Below are 23,012 nucleotides of genomic sequence, written 5' to 3'. Positions count from 1 at the left end.
TTTAATGTTAAAGGAAACCTTTAATATGAGCAAGTCAGATTCGTAAACGGGACTAATGTCCTGGAGGAAAAACAAATGACAGAAAAATGCATAGACACAACCGCTTTCGGGCTGTTCTTCGTGGCGTTGGTGTCGCTACCTATAGCGATGATATGCTTCGTAACATATGCGGACAGCACTTACGGACTTGCAGCCGAACAGCTTGGCAGGTTCGTCATGATTTGCGGTGTATTCATACTGCTCGCAGCCATCGGTGCGTACAGGGCTGGATCCAACTTTGGAGCCACCGTGTTCGGACTAGTGGCAGCGGGTGTATTCTACGCTGGATGGGCCGGTGGAGACATATACACAAACATTGCGCTCGGAGTATTGTACCTTGTAGCATTCGTATGGTCTTATATGGCAAAGAACCCGTCCGTGCTGACGACCATTCTGATCACCACGGCGCTGATATTCATATTCGGCGGAGTCGCGGCGGCCGAGGGCACTGATATCTGGGTGCTCCTGAAGGGAATCGCCGCTACTGCAAACTTCATACTGACCCTGTACCTTGCATTCACACTCGTGAAGGCAGAGTGCGACGGCAAGTGTGCATAAAAGTTAAACCAAACCCCCTCCTCCGGGAGGGGTCAAATCTTTTTATTCATTCATCCGAAAGGTCGTCGTAACTCTGCGGGGTCGCCCCGGCGGGAAACGGCCCGATGGTTGCCGATGTTCCTGTATTGCAGTTTTTTTTATCTTACCAATAACTGCTTTTAAGACAGCATATTAAATGTGCCAGATTTTTAAAGAATGGTTATCGCGGGAAAAATACGAAATCCCGATCGATAGGATGTATGCGGGCCAAAACCTGATTCAGAGATAATTTTCTACAGGAATGGCATGACCTCCCATCGAGGCCTCCTGTAAGATAAGATCGCCTCGGACATAGAGCATCCCGTCGACAGTTCACTCCATTTCCTTAAGTTATCGCGAGGGATCGATATTCATTGCCGCATCCTATTCCGGAACGAAGGCCGGATATGCATTCGGAGGACAGAGGTCCGATGACGGTAACATGTTCTGGCACGCCCAAAATTTTTCATTCCGTTTCATTGTGGAAGCTGCTAATTTGCCCGAGCAGGCAAGAATTCAAAGGCCTCAACGAGATGATCGCAGGCATCGTAACCGCATGGCCGTAGTTCCGGTCGCATTATGGGCTTACTAAGAAGGGCCGCTTTCAGATCCGAGCATCGGGCCCCGCTCGTGCGGGCCCTCCGTGTTTTTCACCTTGAACATATTTCCCAGCGTAAGCGGGCGCAGGAATTATATTCGACCAACGAAGATCATCGGTCCGGAACTATTGATATCGAATCGTTCCGGCTAAAAGTTATTATCTGCACCGACGATGGCCCCCTGTGAAAAAGCAAACCAAGATCAAAATCGTATCCTGGGGAATCATTCTGCTCATGGTGGGCGCGGTCTTCGTCACCGCCGTTGCGATGTATTATGACGGATGGAGTTGAGATCCATTATTAATTAAGACAGAAGCTTATCTGCCGTAATTAATAATGAACCACTTATCTTCGTTCCAAAAGAAACTGTGGTTGATGCTCAAGATCCATATCATAAACAGGATGACCGCCACGGGCTCTACGAATGCCAGCGGCGTTAGCAGAAGCAACAGAACGTTCACTACGATCAGTACAGCAGTATAGATGCCGAGCAGGTAATTTTCTTCGGCAAATGCAACATACAGGGCGTAAATCACCATACACAGCGCGACCGAGATGAAGAACGCGGCTGTGAATACGATATGCAGGTCCGTATCCATCGTAAAGAATCCAACACCCATGAGGAATATCCCTGCGACCGATAATATGATGAAAACAGAGCGCAGGAGCATGGGTTTCAGGGAGTATGCCATCAGCGCTCCGTATATGCAGGTGCATATCCCTGTTCCTAAACAACCGATCAGAAATAGGTATCTGGCATTCGTTTTCGAAATACCCAGCTCGCTCATGGTGTTGACGCCGAACGTCCAAGACGGGTCCAGCAGTACGGCCCCCATCCAACAGAACGCGAACAGTGCTATTCCTATCATCAGGATAACCGAGGGGATTTTAGTTCCGGACGGAAACATGGCACTTCATCCAAGTGTTCGGATTTAATATTTACATATATATCTCAGTAGAAACGCTATAGGTTGCAATTAAAATGACCAACCGGTTCAGTTCCGGCCACAGTGCGTCCACTTCAAGAAATACTATCATGCTTTTGCATTTCTTCATATTTGCTTAATCTATAGAAGGATTTCATTGAAAATCCGGTTATCAGACGATGTTGCTCAAATCTGTTTTCATCAACGTGCTGGCAGTAATTTTTTGAGACGATTTAAACAAAAAGTATTTATTTAAAAAACTACGTCGATGAGGAACCGCACATGCTCAGAGCCAGATAAAACTGTCAGATCCCAAAAGGTGTCGGAGTATTGTCTTTACTCAGCATCATCGGAGAGGTTGTGAGAATAATGTCTGTGTCTTCTGTTTTGAAAGCGTCTTTGTTTACGATTTTTGCACTGGCCGTCGTTTCGTCATATATGGTCGTTTCCGAATCCGATTCTGCGGAGGGCGCAGGAGCTGGAACGCCCTTCTCGGAGGGTGGCTTGGAATATATGATAAAGGCCAACGGCACCGTGGAAATCACCGGTCTCGACGATTCGAGCATAACGGAACTGACGATCCCGTCTTCCGTGACTTACGATTCGGCGACATATGACGTGACGTCCATCGGCAACTCTGCGTTCTACGGCTGCACCGGCCTCACGTCTGTGACGATACCTGAAGGCGTAATGTCCATCGGAAACTATGCGTTCTACAACTGCACCGGCCTCACGTTAGTTACGATACCTTCGAGTGTCACGTCCATCGGCGGCTATGCGTTCTCCGACTGCACCGGCCTCACGTCGCTTACCGTGCCCATCGACATCAAGTTCACTGTATCTGCGTTCTCTGGTTGCATCAGAGTCACGTCGGTCGTCCTGACAGAGGGTCAGACCGGCAAAGGCGCTTCCTACACTGAGTACGATTACGGAAAAACGCCGTGGTACGAGAGCCGTTCCAAAACGATCTCGGTCACGATATCGGAAGGCGTAACGTCCATCGGCGGATCTGCGTTCTACGGCTGCACCGGCCTCACGTCTGTGACGATACCCGCAAGCGTCACGTCCATCGGCGGATCTGCGTTCTACGGCTGCACTGGCCTGACGTCTGTGACGATACCCGCAAGCGTCACGTCCATCGGAAACTATGCGTTCTCAGGTTGCACGATCCTCACGGCATTCGTTGTTTCAGCTGACAATGCCAACTATTCGAACGACGGTCAGGGCATCCTCTACAACAAGGACAAGACGTCTTTGATACAGTGCCCCGGAGGATACAAAGGGGGCGTCGTCATACCCGACAGCGTCACGTCCATCGGTAACTATGCGTTCTACAACTGCACCGGCCTCACGTCAGTGACGATACCCGAAGGCGTCACGTCGATCGGCGACTCGGCGTTCAGATACTGCACCCGCCTCACGTCAGTGACGATACCCGAAGGCGTCACGTCGATCGGCCACTATGCGTTCTCCTTCTGCACCGGTCTCACGTCAGTTACGATACCTTCGAGCGTCACGTCCATCGGCGACTCGGCGTTCAGTCAGTGCATTGGTCTCACGTCAGTTACTATACCTTCGAGCGTCACGTCAATCGGCGACTCGGCGTTCAGTCAGTGCACCGGCCTCACGTCAGTTACGATACCTTCGAGCGTCACGTCCATCGGAGACTATGCGTTCAGTCAGTGCATTGGTCTTACGTCAGTTACGATACCTTCAAGTGTCAAGTCTATCGGCTGGTACGCGTTCGACAAATGTATTAATCTTACCAGCATAGTTTTCTTGGGCAGTGCGCCGACCGTAAGCATCCAATGGGCGAATACCAACAACGCTTCCACAACAGCATATCACTATCAAGACGCAACCGGCTTCGGAACAAAATTAGGCGGGATAAGGGCCGTCGGAGTGACCGTCCCCGACCCGCCGTCGAGTATATCATCTTCCGTAAACGCGGGGGAGACGGCGCTCTCTTGGACCGCCCCGGTCTACAACGGGGGCAAGATAGACGGTTACGAGGTATGGTACGGCACAGTGGATGACAGCAGCACCTGGTCATTGTACTGGACCGGAGACCTGCTCAATTGTACCGTCACAGGTCTGGATCCGGACACAACGTATTTCTTCGGTGTGAGGGCGACAAACTTCACCGGTGCATCGGAGTTCATATCCACGCCAAAAATCATATCTTTCAACGCCAACGGCGGCACGGGAAGTGCGCCCGCCGCCATCGCCGCCGACTACGGCTCGGCCGTGGACCTGCCCAGCGCCGGTGACCTCGCCAAGACCGGCCACACGTTCGGCGGATGGTCCCATCATGCGGGCGGCGCAACTTTGCTGACCCCCTACACGGTGACGGCCAACAATGAGACGTTGTTCGCCGTCTGGATACCTGACACGTACACGATAACCTGGTCCGTGGACGGATCCGATATATCGGAGGATTATGAATATGGAGCCACTCCGGCATTCAATGGTTCCACCGACAAGATGGCCACAGCCCAATATACGTACGTGTTCGCGGGATGGTCCCCGGAAATCATGGCCGTCACAGGTGATCAGACGTATACTGCAGAGTACACTTCGACCGTTAACGAATATACAATAACGTGGGTCATAGACGGAACATCATCGTCCGCATCCGTCCCATATGGAACAGTACCGGAATATTCGGGAACGCCGACGAAGGTAGCGACGGCCCAGTACACGTACACGTTTGCGAACTGGGACGTCGAGCCGGTCGCTGTGACAGGCGATGTGACATACACGGCGGTCTTCGACGAGGTCCTGAGAAACTACACTGTGACCTACAACATCAACAAGGGGATGGGCACAGCACCGTCTTCGGCCTCCTTGGGCTACGGGGCCGCCCTTACGCTTCCCGCGGGTGACGGCATGACGAGGGCAGGATACACGTTCGGCGGATGGTCTCTTACATCTTCAGGGACTCCCATCACACAACACACCGTGACCGGGAACGTAACGCTCTACGCGGCGTGGAACATCATAACATATTCCGAAGTGCCGCCCACGGAGGAGCTGGACGATATCATCCAACAGAATGACGAACCCGTCCTGCAGATAGGCGGAAACGTCACCGGAACGACGCTGGACAATACGCTTTTCGAAGGTCTCGGCGATAAGACCCTGACCATCGACGTGGTCGACGACGAAGGACAGGTGCAGTATTCCTGGTCCTTCGCCGGAGATTACAAGGAAGGCGCAGGAACATTCAAGGCGGACATATCCAAGGCCGTTCCGGACGCAGAGCTCGAGAATGCGATAGGTTCCACCAAGGTGCAGAATCCTCTCGTCCTGAACTTCGCGGCGAGCGGAGAGCTTCCGATCAACGCATCCGTCACATACTATGTCGGCGACGACTACGCGGACGGCACGGTGTTGACATTGTTCTTCTACAACGAGGAGACGAAGCAGCTGGAAGACCAGGGACAGGACGTGACCGTAACGGACGGCAAGGTGACGTTCGACCTCACCCACTGCTCCTCGTACGTCCTCGCCGAGCCGTCTCCCGAGGAGGACGACAACACAATGCTGTACATCGGAATAGCGGCCGCGGCGATCGCGATAATAGCCGTAGCGGCGATCGTCATCAGGAGACACTGAGGCCGGAAGAAACCCGTTTACCGAAACCGAAAGTCCCCGCCACAGGCTGTGGCGGGGAGCAGACATTTTACTTGTACAATCTGCTCAGGGACATATCGGAGCTTCCCGAGCACATATTCAACGGGATGGCCCACTTCTTCATGGTCTACAATACCCTGGAGAAAAAGGAGACGGCCGTGGACGAAGTCACCGGGTCCTAAGAGGTCAGGGCGATAATCGGGCACACCCTCTATAGCCATAGGAAGCGTTTCAGTGGATCGCACCCCTGAGCCGTATCGCATCGGATCTCATGATCTGCCGAGCCGCCCGGCGGCATACTGTGTTTCTTTTATATTTTCATCATTGCGACGTCATCTACGCAGGTGCCATTTAGGGCGGGCAGGCCTCAGTATACAAAACGGTAAGCTGCAGGGAAACCGTTGGTATCATCATACGGACATGGTTCCGGGGGTTGAGCGCATCCAGTATTTAATCCTGTTTAACAGTTCTTAATACAGCTCTCGGAAGGACCCTCTTTTTCAGCCGGAGATCATGCGGATAATTATCATAATAGGTCATAAAAATGCTGGCGGAAATATTAATAACGGGCACAAAATACTCTGGATATAACATGTCCCTTCTTCCAGTCATATCCGATAACAAAGGAAAAATCGCGGTCGCTTTGGCGCTCACAGTAGTTCTGATATCTTCTTTCGCGGTGCTGTACGGAACCGATGAAGCATATGCGGCATCGTACGACGTAACGATAGACGACCTTGTCTACGATCTTGACGACATGGGCGATTCCGACCCTGACAACAACATCGCCACGGTCACGGACGTCAGCAGCGCAGGCATGCTGCTGGCCGAGATCTCGATACCAGCCACGGTCACATACGAAGGCGTATCGTACAGCGTCACGTCCATCGGCGACCTAGCATTCTACAACTGCACCGGCCTGACGTCCTTGACGATACCCGCAAGCGTCACGTCCATCGGAAGATATGTGTTCTTCGGCTGCACCGGCCTCACGGAATTCGTTGTTTCAACTGACAATGCCAACTATTCGAACGACGGTCGGGGCATCCTCTACAACAAGGACAAGACGTCTTTGATACAGTGCCCCGAAGGATACGGAGGAGATGTCGTCATACCCGACAGCGTCACGTCCATCGGCGACCTGGCATTCTACAACTGCACCGGTCTCACGTCAGTGACGATACCTTCAAGCGTCACGTCCATCGGCGAAGGTACTTTCTACTACTGCATCGGCCTCACGTCATTGACGATACCTTCAAGCGTCACGTCCATCGGCAACTATGCGTTCTACTACTGCACCGGTCTCACATCAGTTACGATACCTGAAGGCGTCACGTCGATCGGTTGGTACGCGTTTTCCAACTGCGCAGGCCTAACGTCCGTGACGATACCCGCAAGCGTAACGTATATCGACCAGTCCGCTTTCGAAAGCTGCACCGGCCTCACGTCCGTTACTATACTGGATGGCATAACGTCCATCGGCGACTATGCGTTTTCCAACTGCATAGGCCTCACGTCCGTTACGATACCCGCAAGCGTAGCGTCCATCGGAGGCGGCGCGTTCTTATTCTGCACAGGTCTCACGTCCGTTACGATACTAGATGGCATAACGTCAATCGAGAACAATGTGTTCTACGGATGCACCGGCCTAACGTCCGTGACGATACCTGACAGCGTAACGTCGATCGGCAGCAATGCGTTTTGCAGATGCTCTGGTCTAACTTCTCTAACCATACCAAACAATGTCACGTCGATCGGGGGCTACGCATTCTCTGAATGCTCTGGTCTAACTTCTCTAACCATACCAAACAATGTCACGTCGATCGGCTTCAATGCTTTCTCGGGCTGCACAGGTCTCATGGAATTCGTTGTTTCAGCTGGCAATGCCAACTATTCGAACGACGGCCAGGGCATCCTCTACAACAAGGACAAGACATCTTTGATACAGTGTCCCGGAGGATACGAGGGGGGCATCGTCATACCCGACAGCGTCACGTCGATCGGCGGATCTGCGTTCTCTGGCTGCATCGGACTGACGTCAGTGACGATACCCGCAAGCGTCACGTCCATCGGCAGTTATGCGTTCTCTGGCTGCACAGATCTTACGGAATTCTTCGTTTCCGTTCATAATGCTAACTATTCGAACGACGGCCAGGGCATCCTGTACAACAAGGGCAGGACGTCTTTGATACAGTGCCCCGGAGGATACGAAGGAAATGTCGTTATTCCCGATAGCGTCACGTCCATCAGCAATTATGCGTTCTCAGGCTGCACCGGTCTCACGTCGGTGACGATACCCGACAGCGTCACGTCCATCAGCTGGTACGCGTTCTATGGCTGCACCGGTCTCACGTCAGTGACGATACCTTCAAGCGTCACTTCTATCTCCGACTCGGCGTTCAGGAACTGTACCGGCCTGACGTCCGTTACTATATCGGAGGGCGTCACGTCGATCGGCGGATCTGCGTTCTCCGGCTGCACAGGCCTTACGTCCGTCACAATGCCCGCAAGCGTGACGTCGATCAGCTACTATGCATTCTCAGGTTGCACAGGCCTTACGTCCGTGACGATACCTGAAGGCGTAACGTCAATCGATCAGTCTGTATTCTCCGGCTGCACCGGTCTCACGTCTGTGACGATACCTGAAGGCGTAACGTCAATCGCTCACTATGCGTTCTACTACTGCACCGGTCTCACATCAGTTACGATACCTGCAAGCGTGACGTCCATCGGCATCGATGCGTTCTACGGCCTGACCTTCGTTGCAGAAGACGGAACCACTATACTGGAACACACCTTCGAAAATTTGAGCGGCTACCGTTTTGCAGGAACATATGAAAGTATGATAAGGGTCGCCTATACGGTAACATATAGTGTGGACGGAGGATCCGCTTCTGCACCTGTACAATCAGCTTTGTCTGAGGGACGTTCGTTCATCATCGCGGATTACGACGGCACCAAGGATGGATACACGTTCGGGGGATGGACCGATGGAATAAACGTCTACAAAGCAGGCGACGAATATATCATGGGAACGTCCGACGTCACACTGACTGCGATCTGGGAGACTATTGATGTAACGGACGGGACCGTAAGCATCGTCGGAGCTCTCATAGTAACCATCGTCATAGTCATGGTCGCCGTCCTTTATGGAAGAAGGGTTGCCCTCTAAACTTCATGAACGGGGCCCGCGGAAGCGGGCCCTCAATATTTTAATCATAAATCTAATTTGTAACACAAAATCGCTCGTATTTCAAAATCTGCGAACTAAGCTCTCTTTTTCATCCGTATCCGACTATTCTATGCGTCAGACCTGTGCATAAGCCGTAAATTGTCTTCTTTTTCGTCTGGAAGAATATGTTCGGTGTTTTTTCATCGTTTAGTCTAGCCTTTTCAGTGTCAAAAACACATTCCCAAGTTGATATTCGGGGAACCGTCGTGGACAAGAAAGAAGTGGTTTTTGAAAATAACGATTATTTTTGATAAAAATTACATATTTTAGTAAAATTAATAAAATATACACGGTTACGCTGTATTTTTCATTATTTTGATTATAAAAGAATAATATATGTAATAGCTAAATTACATTTATTATTTACAACGCTCCGAATTTCCAAAAATAAACACTGTTAATATATTTACGCTGTAAAATATTAAACGGAGTTAATTTTACTTCGAATCGATAAGTTGATAAAAATATAGTGGATTGATCATAAATCTTGATGATAGAAGAATAATATATGTAATAGCTAAATTACATTTATTATTTACAATGTTTCGAATTTCCAAAAATAAACACTGTTAATATATTTATGCTGTGAAATATTAAACGGAGTTAATTTTACTCCGATTCGATAAGTTGATAAAAATATATCATATTAAGCAATTAGCTATATTAATTCAAAAAATGTAAAAAAGTTAAAAAATGATTCATGCAACATGAATTCTTCTCAATTCTTCAGCGCAGTTATCATAATCACAAATACGCCACCTAGCGTCTGTGAGCTGTGGAGGATGGCCAATATGTCACACAAAAACTGACGGCCCTTTGTGACTATGCTAAATCCTGTGCCGGTGATGCACACGACGTCCGCCAGCGTTCTCTCGTGCCGGATGCGATTTACAAAACGACATATTATCTGTTTGCGAATCGGTACTGTACAATGGCGCGGAAATTAGTTAGACTAAGGCATAACGATCTCCCATTGCGTATGTTTGGAATATCCGCGGTCAGTGATTAAAAATGAACATCTCGGCGGCAGTTTCGGTAGCGTTGTGTTTGGTTATCAGCATAAGACTAATTTACATTACAAAGGAGCAAATAGCAAAGTATGGCGGATGGAAATTATTCTCGGCAATAGCTGTGGTCGGATTTATTGCAGGGATCGTCATTGCGATAACGGTGAGGGACCCAGAGATCGGAGCAACGGTCAGCATAGTGATTCTTACGTTGTGCGCCTCATTGATCGTCGCTTCGTTCATTCCATACTTTAGAGGAAGGTATGACAGCAAACATTGAAGAAGTCCGCTTTCAAACTGTTGCGGGCCAGTATATCTACTCTAAAAAGAACTATTGGCGCCTCGAGTTCGCCAAGAACATTCCCTATTCAGGGTGCACTTCAAGAATGCAATCGGATACGCATCATCGATTCTGTTCAATTTTTCAGTGCGGTAATCGGTATAACGAATACGCCGTCATCACGTCTGTATGCTGCGGAAGACAGGCCACAAATCACGCAGAGGACGGATGGTCTTTTTGAATCGCGGCCCTCGGAAGCCATTTCATCGATTTTAAGGAGCTTTTCGGCCGCTTTGTCTATACGGTCTGCTCCCAGCTTGATCTCGAACGCCCCCCAACGCCCGTCGGGAAGTTCTATGACGGCATCTATCTCTCTGCCCTCCCCGTCGCGATAATGATATACTCTGCCACCGAACGATTCTGCATATATTTCGAGATCTCGGATACACATGGATTCGAACATCAATCCATAGGTGTTCAGGTCCCCCATCATCATCTTGGGAGTAGCACCCAATGTGGCAACGGCCAAGGACGGGTCGGTAAAGCGTCTTTTAGGTGCTTTTCCAACCCTTATGGATGAACGCATATTGGGATCGAATGCAGGTTGTTCTTCGATAATGTACAGCCTGCCGAGCACATCGAGGTAGTCCGACAATGTGGGAAACGAGATGGCCCCATCGTTTGAATCCGATATATCACGGGCAAGCGTACTTTTATTCACTATGGTGCTTTCATTCCTGGCCAGGGACCTCAGCAACATACGCATTTTCGTTATGTCACGTTTCTTATCATCTATCGTCTGAATATCCCTATTGATTATGGCATCAAGATAACTTTTCGATACTTCCATGGCGTCTTCGGTCCTTAAACCCAGAATCCCCGGCCATCCGCCGCGTACGGTAAGGTCGATAAGGTGTTCCAGCCGCACTTCGTTCGTGAAAAGGTTTTCATTCCAAGGTTTATCGAATAGCTCGAGCAAAGAGACTTCCCCTGAAGAATCTCCGGATTCGTATAACGACATCGTATGCATTCTGATTCTTTCGATGCGTCCAGCGCCGCTATGCATGATTCCGTCATTATTCGGTGTTGCGGAACCGGTGAGGATAAAATGCCCCCTGTCTGAAATCATATCTACCTTATGTTTTACGGCATCCCATATTTGAGGCACCTCCTGCCATTCATCAATGAGCCGCGGCCCTTCTCCTTTCAATATAAGTTCCGGATCGATCTCCGCTAGTCTTCGATTTTGAAAATCGCCCGATGGATCTTTTATGTAGATGACGCTGTTAGAATGATTAAGGCCGGTCCAGGTTTTACCGCACCATTTTGGACCTTCGATGCAAACGGCCCCGAATGAATTAAGCATCTTTTCCAGTCTTTCGTCCGCAATTCTCTGGACGTATCCGTTTTTTCTAAGTATCATAAAATAATCCTTGGCATTTGCAGGTATTGTGCCAGCTGAAAATTATATTACTCCATTTTAACCTTTTCGGAGATTTCACTTTAACTTTTTCGGAGATTTAGCAACAGAGCTTCTTTTTACAAAACAGGATATGAATGTCAGCCTCGATACATATGCGCCTTATCGTGTGACCAAGCGTTAAATCCGTAATCGCAGTTCCTGACCTCTGGCGACCCATGATTACCGCACTGCTGATCTTTGTGATTACTTACGCGCTGATTTCGGTGCGCGGCAATCGCAAATTGAAGATAAGCCGTACCGGGGCCGCTCTATTGGGTGCCGCGGCGATGATCATATTCAGCGTCGTCAGTCCGATGATGGCCGTCGGTTCCATCAATTATAACGTCATCTTGCTATTGCTGGGGATGATGGCCCTGGTTGCAGGCCTGGAATATTGCGGCCTTTTTGAGATAATTTCGGACTGGCTCATGTCCAGGTATCATGCCGGGCCCAAATTATTGGGAGTGATCATGTGTCTCAATGCATTATTGGCGGCATTGGTGCTGAACGATGCGGTCGTTCTGCTGTTCACGCCTATCGTAATCAGATGCTGCGCATCCCTTAAGGCCGACCCCGTCCCCTATCTTGTAGGAACGATGATCTCTGCGAACATCGGAAGCGTCGCCACCGCGATCGGCAACCCGCAGAACGCTTATATCGTGTCGGAGTCCGGGATATCTTTCATGCAGTTCCTGGCCAACCAGCTCCCTGTGGCGCTGGTATGTCTCCCCGTCGCATATGTTATGCTGCTGATATTCTTCCGCAAGAGGCTTGCAGCGACCGTCGTTACAGATTTGGATGATGAAGAGCACATAGCAGTGGACAAAACGCGCCTGGGCATCCTCATGGGTGTTGCATTGTTAGCCTTCATCGGGTTTGCGGTGAGCGGTACGTTGGGCATCATGATATGCGTGCCTGCGCTTATCGCAGGGGCCATCGCAGTGGCAGTAATACTGTCAAAGGATGTCAAAAGAGGCAAGTGGGTTCTGCACAGGATAGATTGGTCCATTCTGCTTTTCTTTGTCGGACTGTTCGTTCTAATGAAGGGAGTACAGGCCTCCGGGCTGCTGGGCAATATTGCGGAAATTGTTCCAGGGTTCGGTTCCGGAGAGTCGCCGACATTGATCGCCACTGCCGGATTTTCAGCAATAATATCAAACCTTGTGAGCAATGTACCAGCAGTCATGCTGTTGAGCGGCATGATACCTCAGACGGATGCGTTTTGGTATACATTGGCGGCCTCGTCCACTTTGGCGGGGAACGCGACCCTGCTCGGTTCAGCGTGCAATATAATAGTCGCGGAGAAGGCGGCTGCAAAAGGGATAAAGATCGACTTCTGGAAGTTCATGGCCATCGGAATTCCGGTAACCGTCGTTACGATATTGCTGCAGCTGGCAGTTCATTCGATAATTCTCTGAACGGCCTGCCTAGTATCATACCTATTATAATATATGTGATAACTTAACATATTAAATTAATATATCTAAAATAATAATGTATATTAATGTACATCGATACATTTTAATGGATGCATAGCATTCCAAAAGATGTAAAAAAAAATAATTTTTTATCAGAAAATCTTAATGGCCAGATCAACTATTTTCATCGATGATGGATGTTTTTCATGCAATCGAACAACATCTATCACAAGGCCGTAACAAACGTTTCAAACAATGCTGAGTAATTCGACTTCCGTGTAGTACGTCTCTATTGCGAACTGGCCCTGGGGCGTAAGCGAATATTTGCCGCGTCCGTTTTTTTCGATGAGGCCGTCTTTCAGCCACTCGTCGATGTACCGTCTCTGGTAACGCATCTTCTCATTGGGCAGGTCGCCGTCAGGCGAATTCCACAGCCCGCTGTCCTTTAGGGCGCGGATCATCTTCGTTGCGGAGGGGAAGCCCATCTCTTTATACAGACGAAGTGCCAGTGTGAAATTCTTTTCAGGTTGGGACACCTTGAAACCGTTGATAGCCCGGGGCGGATGCACTGCTTTGGAAATACCTATGAACTTGCCCGTCTCCCTGTCCTTGTATGGGTCCAGCCCTACGATGGTGTATTCCATCGTGCCTACGGAAAACGCCTCGACATTTTCGAACATCATCGAGACTATAAGTGCGGCGGCCGAGAACTCGGAAGTGCCGGCGGATACGTTAACATATATGGGGTTCTTCGAAGAGATCGACCGTTCCTTACGTATTATGGAGAACAGCACTCTAAGCATATCCTGGAACACATAGACCTTTTCGCATTTTACGTCGATGACGGTCAGATTCTTCTGTTTTTTAATCTCGGCGCCGATCGAGCCGGAGTCATATCCGAACTCGGACATACCGTAATCCAAAACTACGGTGTTGAAGCCCTCTTCCAAAATCTCCAGAACACGTTTGAAGCATTCGTTGTATTCATCATCGTCTTTTTTTGAGTAGTGGACAAGGTAGGCCTTAGTGGCGTCGTAATGCTCTATGGGGTCGGTCACCATGACGGTATCGAAAGTGACGCACGATATGACTATTCTATCGATCCGTTTGCTTTTGTTGTCGTCGCGGGGCATATTCCACAGCAGAATACGCTTTTCAGATATATCATTGTAACACTTATATCAGATATAACCTCTATAACGTTATTTCATATATATGCCCGACCGGCCATGTAATCATGCGCACATGCGCAGGTGAAAAAATGAGTTTCAGAACTACCGACAAAGAAGACAGAGTGATGATATTCTTGGACCTGGCCAACATCAGTTACGGACTTTTGGACCATGAGGGGCTGGAAAACAGCACGATAGATCATGAACTGCTCGCAACGACTCTAATCGACGGGCGCAAGGTCGCCGGAGCAATAGTCTTCGACACGATCCAGTACTTCAACAGCAAGTATTCGAACGCGAAATACCTTTCGAAGATCGGATATAAGATCGTATGCGGCCACATGGAAGACGACAAGCAGAAGGAGGTCGATGTGGCGATGGCCGCGGAGATGATCATACATGCGGTGAGAGACCATTACGATGTGGCCATCGTGATAAGCGGCGACAGGGATTTCATACCTGCCATCAGCATGGTCCAGTCTCTCGGCAAGAGAGTGGAGGTAGCCTCGTTCTCGAAATGCACCTCCTCCAAAGTGGTCGAAGTCTCGGATAAATACGTGGATGTGGGGACCTTGCCGATCGTAGATTACTGCGTAACCTGTGCAAAGGAGACCTGCGATGTGCCGAAGGACGCCGACGAAGGATTCACAGACGTATTTGCTCTTATCGAGGCGGAAAAAGAGTGCCCGGGGGCGGAATGAATGGTCGAGGTGAGGAGAGGGGCCAAGATGGACTTCATCGACGTGCAAAAAAAATTCCTGGAGGAGAACGGTGTTGCAGAGGAAGATGGAAACGTCCTAAGCAAGCTCATGGTGCTGCTTTTCGAGACGGGTACGGACGGTAAGTTTTCGTGCAACACCGGAACAAAGAAGATCTCTCTTGACTGGAACAGCAAGATTACCGTTCTGGAGAAAGAGATATGGATATGCAAGGTGACTATGAAGACAAACTTCTTAGGCTATGCCGAACCAGTGAGGAAGATAGAGGTCTCCGAGATAATGGCCATGTCCGGCGATATGCAGGCGATTGCAAACAATATATGGTCCAGGAAGAAGAAGGAGGTCCTGGAATATCTTGCACCCGAGGTAGATTCCACCGTGGAGCAAATGGTCAAAGAGAGGGTGGCAGGCTCCGAGGAAGAGTACGGGAGGAAGCAATCTGCCCTGGAGGAGGAGTATGAGGGCAGGAGGTCCGCTTTGGAGGCGGAATACCAGGCCAAATCATCCAGGATCGAATCTATAGAATCCATGCTGGAACATCGGGAGAGGAACCGGACATTCGAGATGGAGGAGAGGCTCGAAAACTCCGAGAAGGACCTCAGGGAGAGATATGAAAAGATGGCGTTCGAGCTCCAGGAAAAACTTAACGCCGTAAAGTTCAGGGAAGAGAAGCTCATCAATGAGAAGAGCGCCATGATGAGCTATTACGAATCGCAAAACCACGACCTCAGGAAAAAGGCGGAAAATCTTAGTTTTGAACTGTCAAAACTGAGGGCGGGGGCCGTCTGCAAAGATGACTCGGACCGGAAAGCGGTCGAAAGAACCTCTTCCGACGCATATCTGCTGAGGATATCGGGCAACGAGTTCAAGAGCCCGATCTTCAAAGAAGGACGCTACTCTGTGAGGATAAACTCCGAGATGACGAAGATCAGGTTCACCTATGACAACATGGGTTTTGCAATATGCCGCAACGGCATAATCGCGGTCCCGGGCCTGAACAGCATCGAAGCCCTCGGCAACCGCATAGGAGAGCTTAACTGGGCGATGGTCGATGATAAAACAGTGGAGATAAGTATCTGAGGGGGATCGACTGGACATGTTCGACGGAAGGCGCGCCATAGTCGAGATAGACGATGGAAACAAAATCGTCTATTTCGACACTTACAAGCTTAAGAAGATCACCGGTACCCGGATAGGTCCGATACTCGGCATCAGCGAGTTCTCTACCCCCTTCAAGGTCGCCTGCGAGATCGCAGGACTATATCCGGGAGATAAGCCAAATAAGTACATCGATGCGGGAAATGTAATAGAGCCAGTCCTCAGAAGATATGCCGCCGTCAAAGCCGGAGATATCTCCGGTAAAATCGGCTGCGACAGTCCTGTGAAGGTGGAAGAGCCGGTACCTGCGGACAAGTGCGGTTACGACCATTTCCACAACGAGAAGCTGTTCGGGGGCATGGTCGACGGATATGTGCTCGCAAACGGTTCCAGGAAGGCCATCCTGGAGATCAAGACCTCCAACTCGAGAGAGTCATGGGAGGACGGCTCCGGAGGCTATACGGACGTTCCGATGCACTATATGTTGCAGGCCTCGCTGTATGCGGAGCTCTCCAAACTCGACAAGGTCGTCTTCCTCGTGGGGTTCCTCGAAGAAAGCGATTACACCAGACCTAAACAGTGGGTTCCAGACGAGAATAATACGTTCTTCGTGGTGAAGGACAAGCTGGAAATGAGCGGGTACATGAAGGAATGCGTCGACTGGTACAACGAGTATGTCAAACAAGGGTTCACTCCCGAGTGGACCGAAAAGGACGCAGACGTTCTTAAGCATCTGAGGGCTTTCAGACGGTGAACGGAAGTCTCCTGACCGAATAAAAGAAGGGTTGCGGACCGGGCGGAACATCGGGTCAGAGGGAGCCCATCAGCCATCCGTACCCTTCCTCTTCCATTTTCTCGTACGGAACGAAACGCAGAGCGGCGCTGTTGATGCAATATCTCAGGCCGCCCTTCTGCTTCGGGCCGTCGGGGAACACATGTCCCAGATGCGCATCGCCGGACCTGCTGCGTATCTCCGTCCTCTTCATTCCGTGGGTACGGTCATCCTTCTCTACGACGATCTCCGGCGATACGGGAGAAGAGAAGCTCGGCCACCCGCATCTGCTTTCGAATTTGTCCTTCGAAAGGAATAGGGGCTCGCCTGTGGTCACGTCCACATAAATTCCCTTTCCGAAAAAGTCCCAGTATTCGCCGGTGAACGGCGCTTCGGTGCCGTTTTTCCTCGTTACAGAATACTGCAAGTCAGTAAGGGAGGAGTCCGGTGACAGCTCATATATCGGTATCGGATTTGCCATCTCGGCTTCCGAGAATAGGGAAGGGGAGATGTGACAGTATCCTCCCGGGGTCCTGTCGAGATATTTCTGGTGGTATTCTTCGGCCGTGCACCAGTTCTTCAGAGGAAGGACTTCGATGGCGGTCTTCTTTCCCAGTGTTTTTTCGAGTTCGGAGACCGACGCCCTTATGGCATGCTCGTCCTCCGGGTCGGTGTAGTAGACGCCGGTGCGGTACTGTATTCCACGGTCGTTACCTTGTTTGTTGATGCTCAGCGGATCTATGCATCTGTAGAATATGCCAAGAAGTTTTTCCAGGGAGACCGTTTCCTTGTCGTAGACGACTTCCACGGCTTCGGCATGCCCTGAGCCCGAGCAGACGGACCTGTAGTCAGTCTTATCGGAACCGCCGTTCGCATATCCCGTGCGGGTGCTTACGACTCCGCGTATCATCGACAGATACTTCTCGACGCCCCAGAAACAACCGCCCGCAAGATACACCGTATTCATACACCGTAATCACGATAGAGGATTATAATCGGCTCGTTCACTTCAGAAGCATCTTGACATAGTTGGGAAGGGCGAAGGATGCTCTGCGTACCTCGTCGTTGTAGTATTTCGTATCTATGGAATCCATGCGTCCAGGCACAGCGTCCGCGAGAGGGTCGGCGCCCTTGGATGCGAAACCGAAGAGCCAGTGGCCCGATGGATATGTGGGGATGAAAGCCTGATATGCCGTGCAGACCGGGAATATGTCCCTCATCATGAGGTGCATCTTTCTCGCCAATGCGGCATCTTCGTCATAGTATGGGCTCTCGTGCTGATTGACCAATATCCCACCGTCGCTGAGGATACGCGAGCAGTCTCTGTAGAAGCTTGAAGTAAAAAGGCCCTCTCCCGGGCCAGAATACGGATCGGTGGAGTCCACTATTATCAGATCGTATGTCTCCTCTGTCTCGGATACGAACTTTATACCGTCACCCACAACGGTCCTGACCCTGGTATCTCCCAGACCGCATGTCAACGAAGGGAAGAACCTTTTCGACGCTTCTATAACGTCACCGTCGATCTCTACGAAATCGATCTTTTCTAGGCATCCGTGCTTCACCAGCTCCCTCACGGAGCCTCCGTCGCCCCCTCCGATGACCAGCACCTTTTTTGGATTTTTAAGGATGGACATCGGAACATGGACCATCATCTCGTGATAGATGAATTCGTCTTTTTCGGTGAGCATTATGTAGCCGTCTATGACCATTATTTTTCCGTACGTCTTCGAATCGAAGATCTCTATCTCCTGGAATTCGCTTATGCCATGATACAGAATTTCTTCCTTCCTTATCCTGAGGTCGGCACCCTCCGACTGCTTTTCTATGTGCCAGGATTTTGATTTATTCTCTCCTGAGGAACTCTCCAGGTAGATATCCTCAACTTCTTTCCATATTTCTTCTCCCTCTTTCTTGAGTTCTAGGAGGTCTTTCCTCATCATACGGGTGTAATAGGACCTCAGCTCGGGGAAGTTGAAATCCTCTGCAACGTACTTTTCAAGGGCTTCTTTGTCGAAACACTCCTGCAGGGAATCGACCTTCCTGTCCATGAAGATCTTTCTTCCGTCGGTGTCCCGAGTGTATCCTCTCACGTTAAAGTCCAATATGGCTATGTCCGGAGAGAAGAAATCGAATATCTTATCTACGATAGATAGGGGCGAGATGTTGCCGCAGGTCGACAGTGCGATGTCCACCCTGAATGTAGAAATGCCGATGGAGTCGTGACGTTCCGGATAGGTATGCAGGGATATGTGGCTCTTGTCGAGATGTGCCACAGTCTTCATATGGAGGTTGGTGTCCTCCTCGGCCAGAAGTATCAGCGCCGAGGCGCCGTGAGGTTCATAGTCATAAGTTGAAACGTCCAGGATGTTCGCATCGATATCTCTGCAGATTTCTTCCATTATTGCCCTGAGCTTGGAAGAGCTGTAGCGGCCATCAATATGGGATATGAATCTTTTCTTTTCGTCATCTGTAACTGTTCGTTCTACGGTGTAGAGATTGAGGTCCAATGTCTTGGCCAGGTTGTTAAAACCATAAAGGGGCAATCTATCGTCTTTTTTCATAACTATCCCCCTATGAACGAGCCACAGGCGCAAATATAGTACATCTGTGACGTTTATAAGCAATGCCCTGAAAAAATATGGGCAGCGCATAAAAATAAGGAGAGGGGCACTCCGGCCCCCCTCCGGTGTTCGGTCGATTCCGGGTTACTCCAAAATCGGGAGTTTCTTCACTATCTCCATCTCCTTCCACTGCTTTCCCATTCCCAGGAAGTCCCCGGCGTTGGCAAGGCATATGGCCAGAAGGAGGAAGATATAGATTATGTGGTAATCGATCAGGGGGTTGGTATCGGGCGGGAAGACCCCTATGTACATCATGATCAGGAGCAGTGTCCCTCCGATCGTGGCGATCTTCATGCCTATTCCCAGGATCAGGGCCAGGCCCAGAAGCAGGAAGGCCGCCATTATGATCACGTCGGTGACAGCGAAGAAATCGCCGAGGGCGCTCAAAGTTTCAGATCCGTATTGGAGGAAACCGCGTGTGGGGGACCCGCCGTTTATCATTGCATTTTGGGAAGTTGTGCTGTAGCCCAGCCCGAACATTTTGTCGAAGAAGGCCCAGAGGAACACGAAGCCAAGCAATATCCTGAGTATAGCCAGAGGCAGTACTGCGCCGTAGGATTTAACCGAATCCAATATGGTCATGACCTGAAACAGCCATCTCGGAATATATAGCCGATTATGATACATTAAACAGCGTTGCCAGAAGTAATAAAAACAGCGGCCGCCGACATAATGCGACCTATCGATTCCCCTGACACTCTTCATAGAAGCGAAACCCAAAGATCTGCCAGAGAGATCCCCCGATCAACTTTATCATGGAATTAAATAGAACAAAGATGGTGCATATCAGCAAAACCTTCTTCCAGATACCCGGCATCGGTTCGTTTTCCATGGCAGACAAAAGAAAGAGAGGCGACAGAAAGGACGGCGTCCTTCTGAGAGACGTTGACAGCTATCATAAGATCATGCCTTTTTTGATGCCGCGTAGAACCGAATGCGAGGTCTTTTTCTGCGAGAGCATCGATATGACCAATCTGCTGGCATACATCGAGCTCAAGAAAAGCGAGGGCAGCAACATAACGCTCTTCTCCGTCTTCGTGGCAACGGCTGTGCGAACGGCGACGATCAGGCCCGCGTTGAACAGGTTCATCTGCGGGCAGAGAATGTACGAGAGGAAGACCGTCGATGTGGGGTTCATAGCTAAAAAATACTTCGGAGACGAAGCCGAGGAGTCGGCCATAAAAATCCCCTTCGAAAAGGGCGCCGACATCTTCGAGGTCACCGACAAGATCTACTCCCAGGTGCATGGAGTAAGAGAAGGGGGAAGCGTCGGTTCGGACGGAGTGGTCGAAAAGGTCGCCAAGCTCCCCCGTTTTATGAAGAGGTTCATAGCCAGATTCCTTAGGTTCCTGAACTATTACGGGAAGGTTCCGGAAAGTATCAGTTCTTCGGACCCGAATTTCTCATCTATATTCATATCGAACATGGGCAGCATACAGGCCGGCGCCCCGTTTCACCATCTCAACGAGTGGGGGACCAATTCGGTATTCCTTTGCATTGGTAAAATGTACGAAAAACTCTGCATGGAAGACGGCAAGGTCGTAAGCAGGCAGTACATCGATTTCGCGTTCACGGTGGACGAGAGGATATCCGACGGATACTATTTCGCCAGGACACTCGATGTTTTCAGGGAGATCATCCTGAACCCGGAAGTGCTGGAGAAACCATTTTCCGGGAGAGAGGTGCCTACTTGACCGCTGAAACGCCCTGGTACGACCTATATGGAAATGTTCCCAGAAATCTGGAGTACCCTGACATGACGATGTACGAATGCCTCTCGAGGTCCGCCTCGGAGGGCCCGGATACAGTGGCATGCGAGTTCATGGGCCGCAAGGTGAGGTATTCCGAGCTCATGGAGGAAGTGGACGCCATGGCCGGCGCCCTGCACGGCCTCGGCATCCGGAAAGGCGACCGGGTCCTCGTTTGTCTCCCGAACAGCCCCCAGGCTCTGATATCCATATACGGGATCAACAGGATCGGAGCGGTGGCCACTATGATACACCCTCTTTCCGCCAGAGAGGAGATAAAATTCTATCTTGAGAACTCTGGCAGCAAAACGGCGATCGTTCTGGACATGTTCTACCCCAACTTTCCGGCAGTCGACGGGTCCGGGACCCTTAAGAATGTCATAGTCACGAGCATCAAGGACGGGCTGGGGGCGGGCAAGGCACTGTTGTACCGGATCGTCCAAGGCAGGAAGGACCCCAAGCCCAAGTTCGACGGGAACGTCCTCAGGTGGAACGATATGATGGGCACAGGCAGGGAAGTCGAACTTCCCCCCATATCTTCCGGAAAAGAGGACGTCGCCTGTATCCTGTACAGCGGCGGGACCACCGGTCGCAGCAAGGGCGTGCTCTTGTCAAACATGAACATCAACGCCGCCGCCGTCCAGACAATGCATATGGGCGAGTCAGGCGAGGTAGGGGATACAATGCTGGCAATAATGCCGGTCTTCCACGGCTTCGGCCTGTGCATCTGCGTGCATATGGTCCTGTATATGGGTCGCACATGTATTCTCATACCGAAGTTCGACCCCAAGTCCTACGCCAACATAATAATCAAGAACAAGCCCAATTTCATCGTCGGCGTACCGTCCCTTTTCGAACTGATGCTGAGGAACAAGAGGATGAGGAACGCCGATCTATCACATCTGAAAGGCATTTTCTGCGGTGGCGACACCCTCAACGCGGACCTGAAGAAGAGGGTCGACGCATTTTTGAAGGAGCACGGCTGCCGTACGACGATAAGGGAAGGTTACGGCGCCACCGAGTGCGTAGCGGCGTCCTGTCTCTCCCTGAAATCCGAGGGGAAGCAGCGCGAAGGAAGTATCGGGGTCCCGTTCCCCGACACTCTGTACAAGATAGTCCGTGTCGGAACAACCGAAACCGCACATTATGGGGAAGACGGGGAGATATGCATCTCCGGCCCGTCGGTGATGATGGGCTATGTCGACGAGCCCGAGGAGACCGCCGAGACGCTCAGAGTCCATGACGATGGCCTTAAATGGCTGCATACGGGGGACATCGGCTGCATGGACAGCGACGGATATGTCTATTTCAAGCAGAGGATCAAGAGGATGATCGTCAGCTCGGGATACAACATATATCCGAGCCAGATCGAGAACGTCATAAATTCGATCCCGTCGGTCCGGAGCTGCTATGCCATAGGCATCCCGCATCCAATCTACTCGCAGGTGGTGAAGGTGTTCGTGGTCCTCAGAGAGGGAACGCCCCCTACGCCCGAGACAAAGGAACGCATCATGGAGGTGTGCAGGGATAAAATTTTCAAGTACGCCCTGCCTCGTCAGATACAATTTCTGAACGATATGCCGATCACCAAGCTCGGCAAGATATACCATGTCGAATTGGAGAAGCTCTGCTCGGAAATAGGGGAGCCGTACGATCCTTTCGCCCCCGGTTCCGCGCATAACGTATGAGCGGGAAAGAGAAAGT

General features: G+C 50.5%; 17 protein-coding genes. 11 read left to right on the top strand and 6 right to left on the bottom strand.

Features of this window, described 5'->3' with window-relative positions; all coding sequences use genetic code 11:
- The first annotated feature begins 75 nt into the window (after positions 1-75).
- Positions 76-597, top strand: a complete 522-nt coding sequence (locus VB016_06140) for a hypothetical protein (GenBank protein ID MEA4978109.1) — start codon at positions 76-78, stop codon at positions 595-597.
- A gap of 934 nt (positions 598-1,531) precedes the next feature.
- Here the strand turns inward: VB016_06140 and VB016_06135 are convergent.
- Positions 1,532-2,122 carry a DUF998 domain-containing protein gene (locus VB016_06135; GenBank protein ID MEA4978108.1) on the bottom strand — a complete coding sequence of 197 codons (591 nt, stop codon included), beginning with the start codon at positions 2,120-2,122 and terminating at the stop codon, positions 1,532-1,534.
- A gap of 456 nt (positions 2,123-2,578) precedes the next feature.
- On the opposite strand from VB016_06135, the gene VB016_06130 reads away from it, so the two are divergent.
- The 4 genes from VB016_06130 to VB016_06115 all read left to right on the top strand — a co-directional run bounded on the left by VB016_06130 (position 2,579) and on the right by VB016_06115 (position 10,295).
- Positions 2,579-5,758 (top strand): leucine-rich repeat protein, encoded by a 3,180-nt coding sequence (locus tag VB016_06130; GenBank protein ID MEA4978107.1) that lies wholly within the window; start codon positions 2,579-2,581, stop codon positions 5,756-5,758.
- 71 nt (positions 5,759-5,829) lie between these two features.
- Entirely contained in the window at positions 5,830-5,958 is a 129-nt protein-coding gene (locus VB016_06125) for an inorganic diphosphatase (protein MEA4978106.1), read from the top strand.
- A 410-nt stretch (positions 5,959-6,368) separates the two neighbouring features.
- Positions 6,369-8,948: a leucine-rich repeat protein gene (locus VB016_06120; protein ID MEA4978105.1), complete on the top strand. Its 2,580-nt coding sequence runs from the start codon at positions 6,369-6,371 to the stop codon at positions 8,946-8,948.
- A gap of 1,071 nt (positions 8,949-10,019) precedes the next feature.
- Positions 10,020-10,295, top strand: coding sequence for a hypothetical protein (locus tag VB016_06115; GenBank protein MEA4978104.1), 276 nt, complete (start codon positions 10,020-10,022; stop codon positions 10,293-10,295).
- Positions 10,296-10,431: 136 nt separating this feature from the next.
- On the opposite strand, the gene VB016_06110 is transcribed toward VB016_06115, so the two are convergent.
- Positions 10,432-11,718, bottom strand: coding sequence for a DUF4143 domain-containing protein (locus tag VB016_06110; protein MEA4978103.1), 1,287 nt, complete (start codon positions 11,716-11,718; stop codon positions 10,432-10,434).
- Between the two features lie 215 nt (positions 11,719-11,933).
- Here VB016_06110 and VB016_06105 point away from each other — a divergent pair, with 215 nt between their 5' ends.
- Positions 11,934-13,175, top strand: a complete 1,242-nt coding sequence (locus VB016_06105; protein ID MEA4978102.1) for an SLC13 family permease — start codon at positions 11,934-11,936, stop codon at positions 13,173-13,175.
- Between the two features lie 248 nt (positions 13,176-13,423).
- Here the strand turns inward: VB016_06105 and VB016_06100 are convergent, their stop codons facing one another.
- Positions 13,424-14,308: a DUF6293 family protein gene (locus VB016_06100; GenBank protein ID MEA4978101.1), complete on the bottom strand. Its 885-nt coding sequence runs from the start codon at positions 14,306-14,308 to the stop codon at positions 13,424-13,426.
- A 128-nt stretch (positions 14,309-14,436) separates the two neighbouring features.
- Here VB016_06100 and VB016_06095 point away from each other — a divergent pair, with 128 nt between their 5' ends.
- Genes VB016_06095 through VB016_06085 form a run of 3 tightly spaced genes read left to right on the top strand, consistent with a single transcriptional unit; the run spans position 14,437 to position 16,918 of the window.
- On the top strand, positions 14,437-15,048 hold the full coding sequence (locus tag VB016_06095) for an NYN domain-containing protein (protein MEA4978100.1): 612 nt from the start codon (positions 14,437-14,439) through the stop codon (positions 15,046-15,048).
- The gene (locus VB016_06090) at positions 15,049-16,146 is read left to right on the top strand and encodes a hypothetical protein (GenBank protein MEA4978099.1); all 1,098 of its coding nucleotides are present in this window, start codon (positions 15,049-15,051) and stop codon (positions 16,144-16,146) included.
- Positions 16,147-16,162: 16 nt separating this feature from the next.
- Positions 16,163-16,918, top strand: coding sequence for a YqaJ viral recombinase family protein (locus VB016_06085; GenBank protein MEA4978098.1), 756 nt, complete (start codon positions 16,163-16,165; stop codon positions 16,916-16,918).
- A gap of 55 nt (positions 16,919-16,973) precedes the next feature.
- Here the strand turns inward: VB016_06085 and msrB are convergent, their stop codons facing one another.
- From msrB to VB016_06070, 3 genes are all read right to left on the bottom strand, one after another.
- Positions 16,974-17,903: a peptide-methionine (R)-S-oxide reductase MsrB gene (gene msrB / locus VB016_06080; protein MEA4978097.1), complete on the bottom strand. Its 930-nt coding sequence runs from the start codon at positions 17,901-17,903 to the stop codon at positions 16,974-16,976.
- Positions 17,904-17,940: 37 nt separating this feature from the next.
- Positions 17,941-19,500: a polyamine aminopropyltransferase gene (gene speE, locus VB016_06075; protein ID MEA4978096.1), complete on the bottom strand. Its 1,560-nt coding sequence runs from the start codon at positions 19,498-19,500 to the stop codon at positions 17,941-17,943.
- Between the two features lie 144 nt (positions 19,501-19,644).
- Positions 19,645-20,142, bottom strand: coding sequence for a hypothetical protein (locus VB016_06070; protein ID MEA4978095.1), 498 nt, complete (start codon positions 20,140-20,142; stop codon positions 19,645-19,647).
- 194 nt (positions 20,143-20,336) lie between these two features.
- Between VB016_06070 and VB016_06065 the strand changes: the two genes are divergently transcribed.
- Both VB016_06065 and VB016_06060 read left to right on the top strand, forming a co-directional pair.
- Positions 20,337-21,254 carry a 2-oxo acid dehydrogenase subunit E2 gene (locus VB016_06065; protein ID MEA4978094.1) on the top strand — a complete coding sequence of 306 codons (918 nt, stop codon included), beginning with the start codon at positions 20,337-20,339 and terminating at the stop codon, positions 21,252-21,254.
- Entirely contained in the window at positions 21,251-22,996 is a 1,746-nt protein-coding gene (locus VB016_06060) for an AMP-binding protein (protein MEA4978093.1), read from the top strand. Before VB016_06065 ends, VB016_06060 begins: the two co-directional genes overlap by 4 nt.
- The last annotated feature ends 16 nt before the right edge of the window (positions 22,997-23,012 follow it).

This window comes from Methanomassiliicoccaceae archaeon, assembly GCA_034928305.1.
In the GTDB taxonomy this organism is placed as follows: domain Archaea; phylum Thermoplasmatota; class Thermoplasmata; order Methanomassiliicoccales; family Methanomethylophilaceae; genus VadinCA11.
Note: the sequence above shows the minus strand (reverse complement) of the source record. Positions and strands in the feature narration are given on the sequence as shown.

What these genes read in the sequence shown, in the direction of transcription:
- VB016_06140 (MEA4978109.1), top strand. Translation starts at nt 76, where the DNA reads ATGACAGAAAAATGCATAGACACAACCGCTTTCGGGCTGTTCTTCGTG.
- VB016_06135 (MEA4978108.1), bottom strand. Translation starts at nt 2,122, where the DNA reads ATGTTTCCGTCCGGAACTAAAATCCCCTCGGTTATCCTGATGATAGGA.
- VB016_06130 (MEA4978107.1), top strand. Translation starts at nt 2,579, where the DNA reads ATGGTCGTTTCCGAATCCGATTCTGCGGAGGGCGCAGGAGCTGGAACG.
- VB016_06120 (MEA4978105.1), top strand. Translation starts at nt 6,369, where the DNA reads ATGTCCCTTCTTCCAGTCATATCCGATAACAAAGGAAAAATCGCGGTC.
- VB016_06115 (MEA4978104.1), top strand. Translation starts at nt 10,020, where the DNA reads ATGAACATCTCGGCGGCAGTTTCGGTAGCGTTGTGTTTGGTTATCAGC.
- VB016_06110 (MEA4978103.1), bottom strand. Translation starts at nt 11,718, where the DNA reads ATGATACTTAGAAAAAACGGATACGTCCAGAGAATTGCGGACGAAAGA.
- VB016_06105 (MEA4978102.1), top strand. Translation starts at nt 11,934, where the DNA reads ATGATTACCGCACTGCTGATCTTTGTGATTACTTACGCGCTGATTTCG.
- VB016_06100 (MEA4978101.1), bottom strand. Translation starts at nt 14,308, where the DNA reads ATGCCCCGCGACGACAACAAAAGCAAACGGATCGATAGAATAGTCATA.
- VB016_06095 (MEA4978100.1), top strand. Translation starts at nt 14,437, where the DNA reads ATGAGTTTCAGAACTACCGACAAAGAAGACAGAGTGATGATATTCTTG.
- VB016_06090 (MEA4978099.1), top strand. Translation starts at nt 15,049, where the DNA reads ATGGTCGAGGTGAGGAGAGGGGCCAAGATGGACTTCATCGACGTGCAA.
- VB016_06085 (MEA4978098.1), top strand. Translation starts at nt 16,163, where the DNA reads ATGTTCGACGGAAGGCGCGCCATAGTCGAGATAGACGATGGAAACAAA.
- msrB (MEA4978097.1), bottom strand. Translation starts at nt 17,903, where the DNA reads ATGAATACGGTGTATCTTGCGGGCGGTTGTTTCTGGGGCGTCGAGAAG.
- speE (MEA4978096.1), bottom strand. Translation starts at nt 19,500, where the DNA reads ATGAAAAAAGACGATAGATTGCCCCTTTATGGTTTTAACAACCTGGCC.
- VB016_06070 (MEA4978095.1), bottom strand. Translation starts at nt 20,142, where the DNA reads ATGACCATATTGGATTCGGTTAAATCCTACGGCGCAGTACTGCCTCTG.
- VB016_06065 (MEA4978094.1), top strand. Translation starts at nt 20,337, where the DNA reads ATGGTGCATATCAGCAAAACCTTCTTCCAGATACCCGGCATCGGTTCG.